We start from the raw sequence: 14,862 nt of genomic DNA on the forward strand, positions 1-14,862 counted from the left end.
CAAGGCCTCAGGCGCGCATGCCGCGGCCGCTGACCAGCAGGCGAACACACAGGGTGTAGAGCACCGCAGTGGCCACCAGCATGAAGGTGATCGCCGTACCAATGCTGATATCCGACACCCCTAGAATGCCGTAGCGGAACGAGTTGACCATGTGCAGCACCGGGTTGGCCAGCGACACGGTCTGCCAGAACGGTGGCAGCAGGTTGATCGAGTAGAACACCCCGCCCAGGTAGGTCAGTGGCGTCAGCACGAAGGTCGGGATGATCGAAATATCGTCGAAGTTGCGCGCAAACACCGCGTTGACAAAGCCCAGCAGCGAGAAGATGGTCGCAGTCAGTAGCACCACGATCACGGTCACGCCCAGGTGGTGCACCTGCAGGTCGGTGAAAAACATCGACAGGATGGTCACGATCACCCCCACCGCCAAACCGCGCAGCACGCCGCCCAGCACATAGCCGACGAGGATGGTGTGCGGCGATACCGGCGATACCATCAGCTCTTCGATCGAACGCTGGAACTTGCTGCCGAAGAAGCTAGAGACCACGTTGCCGTACGAGTTGGTAATCACCGACATCATGATCAGCCCCGGCACAATGTACTGCATGTAGGTGAAGCCACCCATGTCGCCGATCTGCCGGCCGATCAGGTTACCGAAGATGACGAAGTACAGGACCATGGTGATTGCCGGCGGCAGCAGGGTCTGCGGCCAGATGCGCAAAAAGCGCCGCACTTCACGGTAGACGATGGTGTTCAGGGCGACCCAGTTGGTGCGCAGTTCCACACTCATACAGCCACCTTCGACAGGTTTTTTTCCACCAGGGACACGAACAGCTCCTCAAGTCGGTTGGTCTTGTTGCGCAGGCTTTGCACTTCGATGTTCTGCAGCGCCAACTGGCCGAACAGCGCGGTAATGCCGATGTCCTTTTCCACCTGCACTTCCAGGCTGTGCGGCGTCAGCAGCCGGCATGGGTAACCCTGCAGCGCAGGCGCCGAGACCAGGTCCTGCTTGAGGTCGAGGACGAAGGTTTCGACATGCAGCTTGCCCAGCAACTGGCGCATGCTGGTGTTCTCGACGATGGTGCCGTGGTCGATGATGCCGATGTTACGGCACAGCTGCTCAGCCTCTTCCAGGTAGTGGGTGGTGAGGATGATGGTGATGCCTTTCTGGTTCAGCTCGGTGAGGAAGCTCCACATCGAACGGCGCAACTCGATGTCCACGCCGGCAGTGGGCTCGTCGAGGATCAGCAGGCGTGGCTCGTGGATCAGCGCGCGGGCAATCATCAGCCGCCGCTTCATGCCGCCCGACAACGAACGCGAGGGCACGTCACGCTTGTCCCACAGGCCCAGCTGGGTCAGGTACTGCTCGGCACGCGCCTTGGCCACCTTGGGCGGGATACCGTAGTAGCCGGCCTGGGTCACGACAATGTCGAAGCACTTCTCGAACTGGTTGAAGTTGAACTCCTGCGGCACCACGCCCAGGCAACGCTTGAGCGCCGAGGGCTCGCGGTCCAGGTCGTGGCCGAATACGTTGACCGTGCCGCTGGTCTTGTTCACCAGGGTGGAAAGGATGCCGATGGTGGTGGATTTGCCGGCGCCGTTGGGGCCGAGCAAAGCGAAGAAGTCGCCTTCGGCAACGTCCAGATCGATGCCCTTCAGGGCCTGGAAGCCGTTGCCGTAGGTTTTGGTCAGCTGTCGGATGGACAGGGCAGAACTCATAGCGGGTCACTTACCGAAGAATAAGGTGCAGGACACGCCAGATAACGTCACTGGCGCAGTGAGTGCGGCCAATGGTGCAAGGCCAGGCCGCACAAGTACAGTCATGTGTATTGATAGTGACTATCGAAACAGCCGTGGTGTTCGATCAGGTCAGCGCAGTCATCACCGCAGCCTGGTAGGCCGGCCGCGCCTTCAGGCGTTGGTACCAGGCCTCCAGGTGGTGCATGGCCGGGCGTTCGATGGGCATTTCGAACCAGGCATAGACGAAGCTGCCCAGTGGGATGTCGCCCATGCCGATCTGGTCACCGGACAGGTACGGCTGTTTGGCCAGGGTTTCGTCGGCGATGGCCAGCAGCTGCGCGCATTGCTTGTGCGCAGCGTTGATCGCCACCCAGTCGCGCTGGTCTTCCGGGGTGCGCAGCAGGCCCCAGAACAGCGGGCGGAACGGCGTGGCGAAGGACGAGGTGGTCCAGTCCATCCACTTGTCGGCCAGGGCGCGCTGGCGCGGGTCTTTCAGGTACCAACCCTGCTCTGCACCGTACTCGGCGCACAGGTAGCGGACGATGGTGTTGGACTCCCACAGGGTCAGGTCGCCGTCCTCCAGCATCGGCACCAGGCCGTTGGGGTTGCGGGCGCGGTAGTGCGGCTCGTTGACCACGCCGAAGGCGCCGCCGGCGTCGATGGCCTCGAAGTCCAGGCCCAGTTCGTGGGCGATCCACAGCGCCTTGCGCACATTGCTCGAATTCTTGCGGCCCCAGATCTTCAGCATGTCGACATCCCTGAATGAACACGAAGGGAGAGTCTACCCCTACAGCTTCCAGGTTGCAGCCGAAACCACGCGGGCACAACCAGGCACCGCCTACCTGGCAAATCTGCCAGTAGCGAGGGTGCAGTGCACGTGTTGCACTCACCTCACTTACCCGCACAGTGAGGCCACACCATGGAACAGGATACGCATGCCCCCATACAACCGGATCACAACATGCGCGGCTGGCGCATTCACGTCATATTCGACGCAGCCAAAATCAATACTGCGCGCGAGCAACTGATCGTATCGAAGCCACCCATACTTCACGAGACCATTCACTACGAGCGGCTAAGGGGCGCAACCAGCGAGCTGGTCACCTGCGAACTTGCGACGCCATTTGTGCAATATCTTCAGGACCGTGTGCGCGTCTGCTCACGCATCATGTCATATGCCAACTTCATCTGGTCCGCGCCGGTATTTGGTGGCAAGCCCAGGGCAAGCCTCGACCGGGTAATTGCTTTTACCAGGAACGAACCGCAATTCCTCTATCAGGAGTTCCCCCTGGATGGGTTCGTCGGGCACTGTGCAGGGCCTGGCGCAGCGCTGACACTGAAAGTTGGTAAAGACTCCACCTTCTATATACAGGCCACGGGTTCGGAGCGGCCTGACGTAGAGCTGGCAGACATTTTTCGCCAACGCTTCAATGCCTTGCCGGACGAGCAGCGCATCATTCAGCCCTACAAGGTTGCAGCCGCTGCACAAAGTAACTGGCTGCTGTCCCAGTTGCGACTCTACCTGCGCAAGCACCCGACTTCAGGCGCTCACGTTCTGTACATCGTGAATGGGAACAGCAGCACAGGAAGCTTCCCCACGCAAGACAGCACGCCTTGGGATCAACTGGCGGTCTACATGCCCCATGCCGAAATGCCAGACCCGATTTACTACAACGATTTCACCGACCTTGCCCTCCTCTTGCTACCACCGTCCTATGTGCTGTGCGACAAGATTGATGTGATTGAAAACTATGTTCACAAAATGTCGTACAGGTTCCTGCGCGCCAATGCGCAGCAGGCACAACCGCTGGCATCACTGAGCTTCCATGCCGACCCCCTGGTCGCAGCGGTCAGCGCCGGAAGCACTGCCCACAAGGTCGAGGTGAGGCCGCAAGGTACTGCTACTCCTCGCTGGGAACTGGATGGAGGCGGCCACGGTTCATTGAAGCCAAATGGCTACGTATGCGAATACTCAGCGCCGGTCAAACCGGAAATTCGCCTGGCTGACAACAGCCTGACCCAAGAGCCAACAGCAACCAGAACGTCATTCAAAGAGCCGGTGCGAATAGACCGGGTAATTACCGGTTTTGCCTTGCTACCCCTTGTTTCAACCTTCGTGGTACTGAACACCGCCCCCAACTTTTTCTTCAAGACCGAATGGGTTCAGGGCCGTTTGAAATTGCGTTTCTGTTACATCGACAGGAATACCGGCAAAGAAGCCGAGGCACCGGCCAGCATGACGCAATGGAAAGTGCTGGCGGGGGACGGCAAAGTCGACAAGACCGGCATCTTTACACCCGGCCTGAGCAGCCGCTTCACCGTGATCCAGGCCGTGATGGACGACCCGATCAATTGGTACTGGGCCTACATCATCGTGCCCGTACCGTTGATGACGGCCGAAACCTTTGTGGCCCGCTGGAACAAGCGTTGACTGCGCGGCCTTGGTCACCTTGCAGTGAACGCCTTCAGCCACACCCTGTCACTGTTCAGGTCAGGTCTTTACCAGGCAGCCGTCTAAGCTGTTGGCAAAGGTTTCGAACACCGGCTCCATGGAGGAAGGATTATGTGGCTATTGTGGTTGGCAGGGTTGGTGATCGGCGCGGCATACCTGACGCATCGGCGCCTGGCACCCTTGCAGATACTGGGCATCATGGCAGCCTATGTGCTGCTGATGGGTATTTTCAGCCATGCACCCGGCTGGCTGCTGGCGCTGATCTGGGTGGTATTGGCACTGAAGATCGCCCTGGTGACCCTGCCCGAATGGCGGCGCAAAGTATTCACCGGGCCCGTGTTCAACTGGTTCCAGCGTACCCTGCCGCCGATGTCGCAAACCGAACGCGAGGCGATCGATGCGGGCACCGTTTGGTGGGACGGCGAACTGTTCAGCGGCCGCCCCGACTGGCGCACTCTGCTCAGCTACCCGGCACCGAAGCTGACCGAGGTAGAACAGGCCTTCATCGAAGGCCCTACTGAAACACTCTGCGCCATGGTCAGTGACTGGCAGATCGGCCAGGACATGGACCTGCCGCCCGCTGCTTGGGCACATATCAAGCAGCACGGTTTCTTTGCCCTGATCATCCCCAAGGAATACGGCGGCAAAGGGTTCTCGGCCTACGCCCACTCCCAGGTGGCAATGAAGCTGGCCACCCGCAGTGGCGACCTGGCCTCCACGGTGATGGTGCCCAACTCCCTCGGCCCGGCCGAACTGCTGCTGCATTACGGCACCGACGAACAACGCAACCACTACCTGCCGCGTCTGGCCTGTGGCGAAGAAATCCCCTGCTTCGCCCTCACAGGTCCACTGGCCGGTTCCGACGCTGGGGCTATGCCCGATACTGGCGTGGTGTGTAAGGGCCAATGGCAAGGCGAGGAAGTCATCGGCCTGCGCCTCAACTGGGAAAAACGCTACATCACCCTGGGCCCGGTCGCTACCCTGCTGGGCCTCGCCTTCAAGGCCTATGACCCGGACCATCTGCTGGGCGAGCAGGAAGAGCTGGGTATCAGCCTGGCGCTGATCCCGACCGACACCCCGGGCGTGGAAATCGGCAAACGCCACCTGCCGCTGGGCGCCGCGTTCATGAACGGCCCCAACAGCGGCAAGGATGTGTTCGTCCCGCTGAGCTTCCTCATTGGCGGCCAGGCCATGCTCGGCAAGGGCTGGATGATGCTGATGAACTGCTTGTCGGTGGGCCGCTCCATCTCCCTGCCAGCGGTCGGCACCGGCGCCGCCAAGTACACCAGCCTGGTTACCGGCCAGTACGCCAACATCCGCGAGCAGTTCAATGTGCCGTTGGCGGCGTTCGAAGGCATCCAGGAGTCACTGGCGCGCATCGGTGGCAATGCCTGGCTGATGGACAGCGCCCGCCTGCTGACCGCCAAGGCCGTGGACCTGGGCGAGAAGCCTTCGGTGTTGTCGGCGATCCTCAAGTATCACCTCACCGAACGCGGCCGCGAGTGCATCCAGCACGCCATGGATGTGCATGGCGGCAAGGGCATCATCATGGGCCCGAACAACTACCTGGGGCGCAATTGGCAAGGGGCGCCGATCTTCATCACGGTGGAAGGTGCCAATATCCTCTCGCGCAACCTGATGATCTTCGGCCAGGGCGCCATCCGCTGCCACCCATTCGTGCTCAAGGAAATGGCCCTGGCTGGCCGCGAAGACCGCGAGCAGGCACTGCGTGAGTTTGATGACCTGTTGATGAAGCACATCATGTTTGCTGCCGGTAATGCGGCGAGCACGCTGGCGCTCAACCTCGGCCTGGGCCACCTGGAAAGCCTGCCGGGCGATGCCTTGAGCCAGGGTTACTTCCGCGCCCTCAACCGCCAGGCGGCAGCCTTTGCCTTGCTGGCGGACGTGTCGATGATGCTGCTCGGTGGTGCGCTCAAGCGTCGCGAACGCCTGAGTGCAAGGCTGGGGGATGTGCTGAGTTACCTGTACCTGTCCAGTGCCGCGCTCAAGCGCTATCACGACCTGGGCTCACCGGAACACATGCAGCCCTTGCTGCGCTGGGCGATGGAAGAAAGCCTGGGCCAGGCGGAAACAGCCCTGGACCGGTTGCTCGAGAACTTCCCCAACCGCTTTGTCGGCTGTGCCCTGCGCGTGCTGGTGTTCCCCTTCGGCCGGCGCCATACCGGGCCGAGCGATGAACTGGATGCCGAGGTGGCGGCATTGATTGGCCGCAGCAAAGGTGACCCGGCCCTGGAAGAGCTGCTTGCCGGGTGCTTCAGGCCAGAGGCCGACGGTGACCCGGTGGCGGCGCTGCAACGGGCCAGCGACTTGCTGAATGAAGCGATGCCGCTACACAAGTCGCTGCATCAGGCAATCAAGGAAGGCAAAGTGCGGCCGGCACCTGGGCAGTCAGTGATCGATGCAGCCGTCGAAGCCGGTGTATTGCAGCCTGGCGAAGGGCAACAACTGCAGGCGGCGGAACAGGCACGTCGGGCAGTGATCGATGTGGACGCCTTCGACAAGGCGCAATTGCTGCCTGAACAGGGCAAAGTGCGCTGACCTCTTGATCGCTGGACGCGGTCTGGTGTAGGAGCGGCCTTGTGTCGCGATAGGGCTGCGCAGCAGCCCCGGCAATTTGTGCATCTGTGCTGAACCTATCGCGACACAAGGCCGCTCCTACACCGGACCGCGCCCGCCATAGCCGCCTTACCCAACCGGCCCCCAACCGGCGTATACTCCGCCCCCGTTTCAACCACCCCGAGGACCGCCCCCATGGCCAACCCCCACCTGCAATACCACCTGCAACTGCTGAACCACCTGCGCACCATCCTGGTGGCACTGGGTGAGGCTGAGCAGGTACCGGAGGAAAGCCACGCCCTGTTCCTCGAACGCTTCGACGAGCTGCTGACCTTGCTGCCGCAAGACCCGCTGGAAAGCCAGTACCTGGGCCAGGACCTGATCTGCCAGGTGATCCAGCGTTACCCGCAAATCGCCCACCTGGTGCCGCGCGACCTGCTGTGGTTCTTCGGCGGCGACTGCCTGCACTACATGCCTGACGAAGAACTGGACCTGTACCAGGCACTGGAAGAGCGCCGCTACGAATGCGAACAGCGGGGCGAGGCCTTTGATTGGCTTGAGCAAAAGCAGCTGCTGTCCTCGGCAGCAGCCGATACCCGCCACTGATCCCCCTGCCCCGACGAAGGGGAGTGCCGTGCCGTTTCGATCTGCCGGTTTCTGGCGAAACCAGCAGCCTTCCCCTACAGCGCCCCTGTGTTGCCCTGCGTACTCTGCCAGCGCGCTGAGATACATGAGTTCGCAGCGATCTACCACACAGGGATAATCCTATGAAAAAAACACTATCCGTGCTTGCACTGAGCCTTTGTAGCAGCGCAGCAATGGCCGACATCATCAACTTTGAAGGTTCCGTGAAGGCCCCCGGCACCTGCCCAATCGAGGTTGTAACGCCGGGTGGGCCAGCCCTGCCGCTTGTTTTCCTGGGCAACTTCAAGACACATCATTTCGACAAAGTTGGCCTGGAAACCCCTCCCAAACAATTCGCGCTGCGCATTCCGGCATCCTGCGTGACAGCAATCCAGGCAGGCCATGCCACATTCACCGCAGGTTACAGTCCTGACAAGGACAACCCTGACCTGTATGCCCTGAAAGACGGAGTGGGCTACGCCTCGGGTCTGGGCCTCGCAATCAACGACAAGGCAACGCGGTTGTCGCCTGGCACCGAATCGGCAGCCTATGAAGTGAAAGATACAGGCGACACCGACATGGTCTTCCTGGCCCGGTTGGTCACTACCAAGACGGCAGTAACCGAAGGGCAGATCGATACCAACATCTCCTTCAATGTCGATATCCGCTGATTCAAGCCCCCTGGTGTCGCCAGGGGGACTCATCCGTTTCACTTCCCAAGCCGGTCCCGTCATGTACACAACCACTCTGCGCAATTACGCACTCGGCTTCGCCTGCCTGGCTACACTTTGCTCAACCAGTGAAGCAGCCTTGACCGTTAGTGACACCCGCGTTGTCCACCATAGCGACAAACACAGCAGCTCGGTGGTTGTCGCCAACCCAAGCCAAGCACCTTATGCGGTGCAGGCCTGGGTAAATACTGCGGCCGACGACACCAGCACCGCAGTGCCTTTTGCCGTATCCCCGACCCTGTTCCGGCTCGACCCCAAACGCGAGCAGTTGGTCAAGATAAACCAGTTACCCAACAACCTGCCAACCGATCGCGAATCGCTGTTCTACTTCAATGTGCAGGAAATTCCCCAGGTCGACAGTGGGCAGCAGAACGTGCTGAAAATCGCCCTGCGCACCCGCATCAAGCTGTTCTATCGACCTAGCCAGGTGCAGGGCGTGCCCGAACAGCATCTGGACAGCCTGCAGTGGTCACTGTCCAGCGCTAACGGCAAGACCTTGCTGCAGGTTCACAACCCCACGCCCTACCACTTCACCTTCGGCCGTCTGGAAGTGGGCAAACCCGGGAAAGTCGAAAAAATCGACACTGCCCAGATGGCCCTGCCCATGCAAAGCCAGTCCTTTGAACTGCAGACTACCCGGGTCGGAGACGGACTACAGGTACGCTTCACCACAATCAACGACTATGGCGGGACGACTCGCCTGGTAGAAAAACCTCTGCCAATAGCCCCGATCTAACAGGGCCGCTCAGTCGCGCAGCGCCATGTCAAGTATTGGAAAGTTGGGCATTGACGGCCATGTCTGTCCCTGATCAAAACTGACAAAAACCTTGACGCTGAATCTGTCACGCTTCAGCGAGAGCAGAAAAGGCTTGGTCACCTTTACCGCATTATCGAACCCCAAGCCCTTTTCCACCTCCTGTGCAGTAAGGGCATGCGCCTTCAGCACCTCCTCGAAAACTGCCTTGCCCTGTAGATCCACACCGCTGACGAGCAATGTCACCCTGTGATCGGCATGAATGTATCGCCAGGCGTCGAGTTTGATGACCAAGCCACCTGCCGGGACACTGGCCAGATACACCGTATCATGTGTGGCAGAGGGAATATTCGGCATCGGGAACCCCTGGGTGAGCGGCAGGAACGATACAAGCCGGGGTTCAGACGGATGAACCCTGCCACCCTTCTCGGTCACGTTATAAGACACACGCAGAACCTTGCCACTGTGCTGGGCAATTCGATCCAGCGGGATATCGTATTGGCCAGGGTTACCAGGCACCTCTTGCGTCGCCTTGTAACTGCCCACGGCATCCGGCTCGCCCCATGACACTTCGACACCTTCGCCCGGATGCGCTGCACCAGAGGGCACCACCACCCGCATCGACGTGATCCGTTTGTTAGGGTCCAGTTCGACCTGCTGCGCACTCCCTGTGGCATGGGAGACGTCTGGCCAGCCCAGGTCCCTGGGCAGCGGTGCGGTATCTACCTTCAACTGCACCACTTTCGGCTCTACAGGCTTACTTTCGTTACCGGCATAGTCGAATAGCCGGTAATGCGCAAAACGCTGCCCATCACCTCGTTCACGGAGGATATCGCCCGAGATCTCCAGGGTGACAGGAAAGTCCCCCTGTTTGAGCACCTTCTCGGCCACAAGGTTGTCTTCGTACATATGCGCATCCCAGTACCAGCGAACGCGATCTCCCGGCACAAAGACTTGGTAGTCCGGCACACCCGCGACAAGCACTTCACCGTGACGCTTCAGGTAATCTTCCGTTACACCGTCGGTGAGCACCTCGCCGTCGAACACCAGGGCACCACGATCACCTGCCAACTCGGGCCCGGTCAGATCCAGGGTTATTGTCAGTGGCCGCGAGTCCTGTTCAGCATTGTTGTAAGCCTTGACCCTGTAGGTCAATGCAGGCGTGCTGTCGTCCTTGAGGTTCAGCAGGGGAATCTCGACGTAATAGTCGTCCGCAGCAATGGGGGCCACCCATTCCCTTGTGTCCCCTACCTGCACCCCGTCCCACAGCAGCACAAGAGTCTCTGGCGTGTCAGGGGCAGGATTGGAGCCCGGCCAAGGCGTCACATCCACACGCAGCGGCCTTTGCAGCAGCCCCAAAGGAATGACGTTCTGTGCACCGCCTTCCAGGTTTTGCAACGAGCCTTTCACCCATGGCGCAGGAAAAAGCGGTTCTTGTTTCACACTACTCATAGCTCAGGCTCCATGGTGTCCCGTCAGATGTAATGAAAGGCTCGCAACGCTTTACCAGCTGTAATGCACGCCCAGGTTGACGCCCCAGGGCTGCTCCAGCGCCTTGCCGTTGCTGTAGTCGAAATCGGCATGCACCTGCAGGCGGTCCATCAGCGACACCGCCACCCCCATGCCCAGCTCGCCACGCGAACCGGACAGGTCATTGTCGAAACGGTGATTGTTGACCTTGACCTGGTTGTTGTTGGCGAACTCGTGCACATAGGCCAGCCGTACATAAGGTTGCACCGCCTGCCCACCCTCGAGTTTGAGGGTACGGCCGGCCGTGGCACCGGCCTTGCCCAGCAAGGAGTGCGTGGCATCACCGTCAGCCTTCAGACCATTGTCCAGGTGATAATCCTTGCCCTGGATGCCGACCACCGACAGCTGCCCGAACGGCTCGACGAAGTAGCCATCGCCCAGGCCGAGGTGGCGGCCGAACTCTACCGACGCACCCAGGCCGACGTTGTCATAGTCGCCTTCGGTGCGCTGGCCATCGCTGAGGCTGACCTTGGCCTGGTTGTCGAAGCGGTTCAGCTTGACCACGCTGTCCAGGTAATAGCCGCTCTGGGCATCCAGCCAGGTGGCATACAGCCCCAGGTAGTAGCTTTTCACTTCACCCGAGGCACCCCGGGTCAGGTTCAGGTCCGAACTGCTGTAACCGGCCATCACCCCGGCCAGCCACTGGCCGTCACCCCACGGCAAGGGCGTATCGGCACCCAGCGAAAAGCCCTGTTGAACCTGGCTGTACGGCGTGCCGGTAGACGAGGCAACGTTGTACTTGTTGCCATAGCTACGTGCCCACAGGCCCGATTTACGCTCGTCGAGGCGCAGCTCGCCCATACGGCTGCGCAGGGAGGAAAGCTCGCCATACCACACGGTCGGCGCGGTATTGAACAAGGCCATTGCCGCCTCGGTACTGGGGCTGATCACCTTGGTCGCGCCGTCCAGGTACCAGTCATTACCGCGCTGCACCAGGCTGTAGGAAAACGCGCCCAGGTCCACCGGCCCGTTCAGCAGGGAGAACTGTGCATCCCCCGCCGCAGCATGCACCAGATGCAGGCTGTTTTCCTGGGTGGGCTCGCTGCCACTGCTCCCCACCAGCAGGCTGTGGTTGCCGGTAGCCGTACCGGTAATGTCGAGGAAGTCGCTTTCGCCGGTGCTGAAGTCGGCGTCCATGATGAACGTGCCACTGCCCGACAGGCTGCCCAGGGTAAGGCGCTGGTACTGCGTGGCCTCCCCGAAGCGCACCGAGCCCCCCGCCATGGCCAGTTGCCCAAGCTTGCTGTCCTCGACCATGTTCCAGCGCCCGCCATCATTCAGCGCCAGGCTCTCGACATTGGTCAGGCGCCCGGTGAGGCTGGCCTGGTTACCCAAGGTCAGGTTGGCACGGGAGCCGGCCTCCACCCACACGTCCCCCATCAGGTCGCTGCCCTCGACCTGCAGCTTGGCATTGGAACTGTTCGCCACCTCCAGCAGGTTGCCATTGCTGCCAACCAGCGTAGTGCCGCCGGTGACGGTGATCGTCGCATCGCCACGCGGTTGGTTTACGGTGCCCACGCGAATGGCAGCGCCATTCTGGCCTTCCACCCGTGTGCCTTGCAGGTTGATCGATGCAGCCTCGGTCGACCGGCTATCGCCAACCACCCGGATGCCATCCGTGGCACCGGTCAACCGACTGTTGGTCGCATCCAGCCCGGCATCGCCAAACAGCAAGGCAGCACCGGACGCCCCAGTACTCACCAGGGTACTGTCGGTCAGGGACAGATGAGAACTGCCGGCCACCCGGGCACCGCCGATACCACCTTCGATATGGCTGCCCTTCACCGACACGCTGGCGCCGGCCGTCGCACTGCGCAGCACATCAAGGCCGAACAGGTTGCTGGTCAGGCGCGAACCATTGGCAATGGTTGCCGAAGCACCGCCGTTGACCATGACTGCAGCGACCCCTGTGGCTGACACCGTGGAACGCTCCAGCTGCAACCCTCCGCCTGTACGCACGTCGATCTCCTGGGTAGTAGCCCCCTCGGCGACAAGGCGCCCACCGTCAGTGACCCTGTAGCTGTCAACCGGCGTACTGGCGCCAATGTGTTGCTCCTTGTCCACCAGCGTCAACGCACTTGCCGGGCCAACAAAGAGCACGGCCGAAGCACCCATTAATAATTGCCCAATGGCTGACGCCAAGGGGGGCAGAGTAGAATTGCGTTGTTTGAACATTGCACCTTGACCTCATCGTTTTACCCGCAGACGGGCAGCAGAAACGTGAGCAAGGTTATTAAGAATTCGCCTCAAAACGAGTAGGAAAAATCCTACGATTGATGCGACTTTTCAACAAGCCTCGCCCAGCATGCTGTATCGCCGACACTCAAGGGCGAACGAGAGGGCACTCAGCGCCAAAACTGTGCATTGCTACTACTGCCACGGCAGGGTCGGATGGGACAGGTTTGCCATTACGCTCAAATGTATAAGTGAAAGTTGCCAGCCCGTCATAACTGACTGCCTGATCGAACTCGTAAATAGGCTTCAGGCCATCGGCATAAGGAATGCGCCAAATGAAACCGGTCGGCGGGTTGGCCTTGTCCAACTCGATCGTTTGCTCATACTTGGCATTTGGTATATCTGCTCCACCTGGGGATGTACCCTGTGTCGCGGTCCAGGTCAGTGTCAATTCGTTACCTTCTGCCAACCACTCGCTAAGGTCAGGGATCTGGATACGGATATCAGGGGTAGTATCACTTGAATCCGCCGGGTCAAACAACGATTTGCAGTTCAGCCACAGCCGCCCTCCAATGATGACCCCGCCCTGGATCTCCGCCGCTTCAGGGTGTAGAACGATAGCCTCGACCACAATGGGTTGAGGTTTGGAAACAGCCTTGTTCGGCACGTCTTTACGGCTGACCGCATAGTGAGCAAAGCGATTACCGTTGTCGTGTCGAAGAATATATTCCCACGGAATGGTCGCTTCAATTTCAGCGCCGAGGTCGCCAGCCTCAAGTCGGTAATCCGCCTCGACGACATGCTCATCGGTGTAGTAAAACTCAACCAGATCACCTATCTCGAATGCAGCGTCGATCGTTACTTTCAACACCGCGTCGGCCAGCTCGTCGTTCTCGGTCAGGCGGTTTTTCTCGTTGTCGTTACCGCCATAAACATCCGGCAGGGCCATTTGCGGGTTTACCGGCCCCGGCCATTCCGGGTCTGGGTCAGGTACGACCGGGCCTATGCGCTCAAGGTTGACGTCGAATGTGTCTTTTTCGCCGCCCAATGGGTGGTCGCCTCGCCGCACTTCATATGTGACTTCGACCGGTTTGACCCCGGTAGAACCTTTTCCGTAAATAGCCAGGATAACGCTGGCAGGAATGGCCAGCTTGACCGGGAACGTGCCAACTGCGCGCTCCTCGAAAGCCTGTGTGCCCCAACGAATGGTAATCAGATCTGTCGCTTTGAAATGCTGATAAGCGTCAATCTGCACTTCGATACCGTTGAACACGGCATCCTGATCCACCACACCGCCGTTCATGCCTATAACCACAGGCTTCTTGAAATCCGCCGGAACAGGCAACGCCCCAAGTGCCACCGCAATCCGCGTAGGCACCGACATCGCACTGGTATTACCGGCCTTGTCCTGAAGGATATAGGCGATATGAATGCCGCCATCCCCTTCACGCTCAATGACAGCCTTGGGCACCTTGATCATCATGGGCGACGCAGTGACAGGCTGAGTACCATCCGGTACCAGATCGCCCGGATCAACGGGCACTTCCTTGCGCCAGATCCAGCCGACTGCGTCTTTATCAGCCCAATCGGAATAGCCCGGCAATGTCAGTTCAACTGCATCAATGTTGGCATCCAGCACGGGCGCGATAGCAGGAAAGGCAGCAGGTAGCTGGTTGGGGTAAGGAGCGACACGATCGAAGATCAAGCTCAAAGGAGGGAAATCAACAGGATCCAGGTCGTAATAAGGGATAACCCTGATGAAAAACTCATGTTTGCCTTCGCCCCACTTTTTTACTTTTTCCTTGTCCAACTTGACAGTGAAGGGGAATGCGCTGTCTCTATCATACTGCCCCCTGTGCAGTTCTTCCTCGACGCCACTGTCAGGCAGGTGAATCAGCCACATCTGGTCAAATTCCCCGACACTGGGATCTCCCGCGGCATTCCAGTTCTGGATGGTCAAGGGTATCTCGACCGTATCGTCGGTCAAGACATTACTGAACATCGTATTGTCAGTGCGGTCTGCCAACAGCGCCGCATTGATTTCAGGTGCGACAGGTGCAAGAACAACACTACCCGCGGGTGAGTACTTTTCGCTTTTCATTTTGAGCCTCGAACGTATAGAAAGGAGGGCTGCTGGAATAATCACATGAATAGTGAAACCTTGGCGCCTTTCTGCACAACTGGCAAATTTACCAGTTGCCAATACGCGTGCGGTGTACTTCGCACGCAGGCCAATAAAAAAGCCCGCGCTAGCGCGGGCTTTCACAACACCAGAAGCCTAC

General features: G+C 59.7%; 11 protein-coding genes. 5 read left to right on the plus strand and 6 right to left on the minus strand.

The window, feature by feature from the left end:
- Nucleotides 1-7 precede the first annotated feature (7 nt).
- The 3 genes from ACIP02_RS22635 to ACIP02_RS22645 all read right to left on the minus strand — a co-directional run bounded on the left by ACIP02_RS22635 (nucleotide 8) and on the right by ACIP02_RS22645 (nucleotide 2,485).
- A complete protein-coding gene (locus ACIP02_RS22635; RefSeq protein WP_201206088.1) occupies nucleotides 8-787 on the minus strand; it encodes an ABC transporter permease in 780 nt (259 codons plus the stop codon).
- Nucleotides 784-1,716, minus strand: a complete 933-nt coding sequence (locus ACIP02_RS22640; protein WP_400620865.1) for an ABC transporter ATP-binding protein — start codon at nucleotides 1,714-1,716, stop codon at nucleotides 784-786. Before ACIP02_RS22640 ends, ACIP02_RS22635 begins: the two co-directional genes overlap by 4 nt.
- Nucleotides 1,717-1,861: 145 nt before the next feature.
- A complete protein-coding gene (locus tag ACIP02_RS22645; protein WP_400620868.1) occupies nucleotides 1,862-2,485 on the minus strand; it encodes a glutathione S-transferase in 624 nt (207 codons plus the stop codon).
- Nucleotides 2,486-2,656: 171 nt separating this feature from the next.
- Here ACIP02_RS22645 and ACIP02_RS22650 point away from each other — a divergent pair, with 171 nt between their 5' ends.
- From ACIP02_RS22650 to ACIP02_RS22670, 5 genes are all read left to right on the plus strand, one after another.
- On the plus strand, nucleotides 2,657-4,168 hold the full coding sequence (locus tag ACIP02_RS22650) for a hypothetical protein (protein WP_400620871.1): 1,512 nt from the start codon (nucleotides 2,657-2,659) through the stop codon (nucleotides 4,166-4,168).
- A gap of 132 nt (nucleotides 4,169-4,300) precedes the next feature.
- Entirely contained in the window at nucleotides 4,301-6,748 is a 2,448-nt protein-coding gene (locus ACIP02_RS22655; protein ID WP_400620874.1) for an acyl-CoA dehydrogenase, read from the plus strand.
- Between the two features lie 213 nt (nucleotides 6,749-6,961).
- Nucleotides 6,962-7,372: a PA2817 family protein gene (locus tag ACIP02_RS22660; protein WP_400620877.1), complete on the plus strand. Its 411-nt coding sequence runs from the start codon at nucleotides 6,962-6,964 to the stop codon at nucleotides 7,370-7,372.
- Between the two features lie 161 nt (nucleotides 7,373-7,533).
- Nucleotides 7,534-8,061, plus strand: coding sequence for a fimbrial protein (locus ACIP02_RS22665; protein WP_400620880.1), 528 nt, complete (start codon nucleotides 7,534-7,536; stop codon nucleotides 8,059-8,061).
- Nucleotides 8,062-8,122: 61 nt separating this feature from the next.
- On the plus strand, nucleotides 8,123-8,857 hold the full coding sequence (locus ACIP02_RS22670) for a molecular chaperone (protein WP_400620883.1): 735 nt from the start codon (nucleotides 8,123-8,125) through the stop codon (nucleotides 8,855-8,857).
- 9 nt (nucleotides 8,858-8,866) lie between these two features.
- Here the strand turns inward: ACIP02_RS22670 and ACIP02_RS22675 are convergent, their stop codons facing one another.
- The 3 genes from ACIP02_RS22675 to ACIP02_RS22685 form a co-directional block, all read right to left on the minus strand.
- Nucleotides 8,867-10,327, minus strand: a complete 1,461-nt coding sequence (locus ACIP02_RS22675; RefSeq protein ID WP_400620886.1) for a hypothetical protein — start codon at nucleotides 10,325-10,327, stop codon at nucleotides 8,867-8,869.
- Nucleotides 10,328-10,378: 51 nt separating this feature from the next.
- A complete protein-coding gene (locus tag ACIP02_RS22680) occupies nucleotides 10,379-12,580 on the minus strand; it encodes an autotransporter outer membrane beta-barrel domain-containing protein (RefSeq protein ID WP_400620888.1) in 2,202 nt (733 codons plus the stop codon).
- A 148-nt stretch (nucleotides 12,581-12,728) separates the two neighbouring features.
- On the minus strand, nucleotides 12,729-14,846 hold the full coding sequence (locus ACIP02_RS22685) for a hypothetical protein (RefSeq protein ID WP_400620890.1): 2,118 nt from the start codon (nucleotides 14,844-14,846) through the stop codon (nucleotides 12,729-12,731).
- Nucleotides 14,847-14,862: the final 16 nt, after the last annotated feature.

Origin of the sequence: Pseudomonas sp. NPDC089408 (assembly GCF_044749445.1) — a bacterium.
Lineage (GTDB): Bacteria > Pseudomonadota > Gammaproteobacteria > Pseudomonadales > Pseudomonadaceae > Aquipseudomonas.

Bases quoted from the DNA above. Each gene is read 5' to 3' on its own strand.
- ACIP02_RS22665 (WP_400620880.1), top strand. From the start codon at position 7,534: ATGAAAAAAACACTATCCGTGCTTGCACTGAGCCTTTGTAGCAGCGCA.
- ACIP02_RS22680 (WP_400620888.1), bottom strand. From the start codon at position 12,580: ATGTTCAAACAACGCAATTCTACTCTGCCCCCCTTGGCGTCAGCCATT.
- ACIP02_RS22640 (WP_400620865.1), bottom strand. From the start codon at position 1,716: ATGAGTTCTGCCCTGTCCATCCGACAGCTGACCAAAACCTACGGCAAC.
- ACIP02_RS22635 (WP_201206088.1), bottom strand. From the start codon at position 787: ATGAGTGTGGAACTGCGCACCAACTGGGTCGCCCTGAACACCATCGTC.
- ACIP02_RS22650 (WP_400620871.1), top strand. From the start codon at position 2,657: ATGGAACAGGATACGCATGCCCCCATACAACCGGATCACAACATGCGC.
- ACIP02_RS22675 (WP_400620886.1), bottom strand. From the start codon at position 10,327: ATGAGTAGTGTGAAACAAGAACCGCTTTTTCCTGCGCCATGGGTGAAA.
- ACIP02_RS22670 (WP_400620883.1), top strand. From the start codon at position 8,123: ATGTACACAACCACTCTGCGCAATTACGCACTCGGCTTCGCCTGCCTG.
- ACIP02_RS22645 (WP_400620868.1), bottom strand. From the start codon at position 2,485: ATGCTGAAGATCTGGGGCCGCAAGAATTCGAGCAATGTGCGCAAGGCG.
- ACIP02_RS22655 (WP_400620874.1), top strand. From the start codon at position 4,301: ATGTGGCTATTGTGGTTGGCAGGGTTGGTGATCGGCGCGGCATACCTG.
- ACIP02_RS22660 (WP_400620877.1), top strand. From the start codon at position 6,962: ATGGCCAACCCCCACCTGCAATACCACCTGCAACTGCTGAACCACCTG.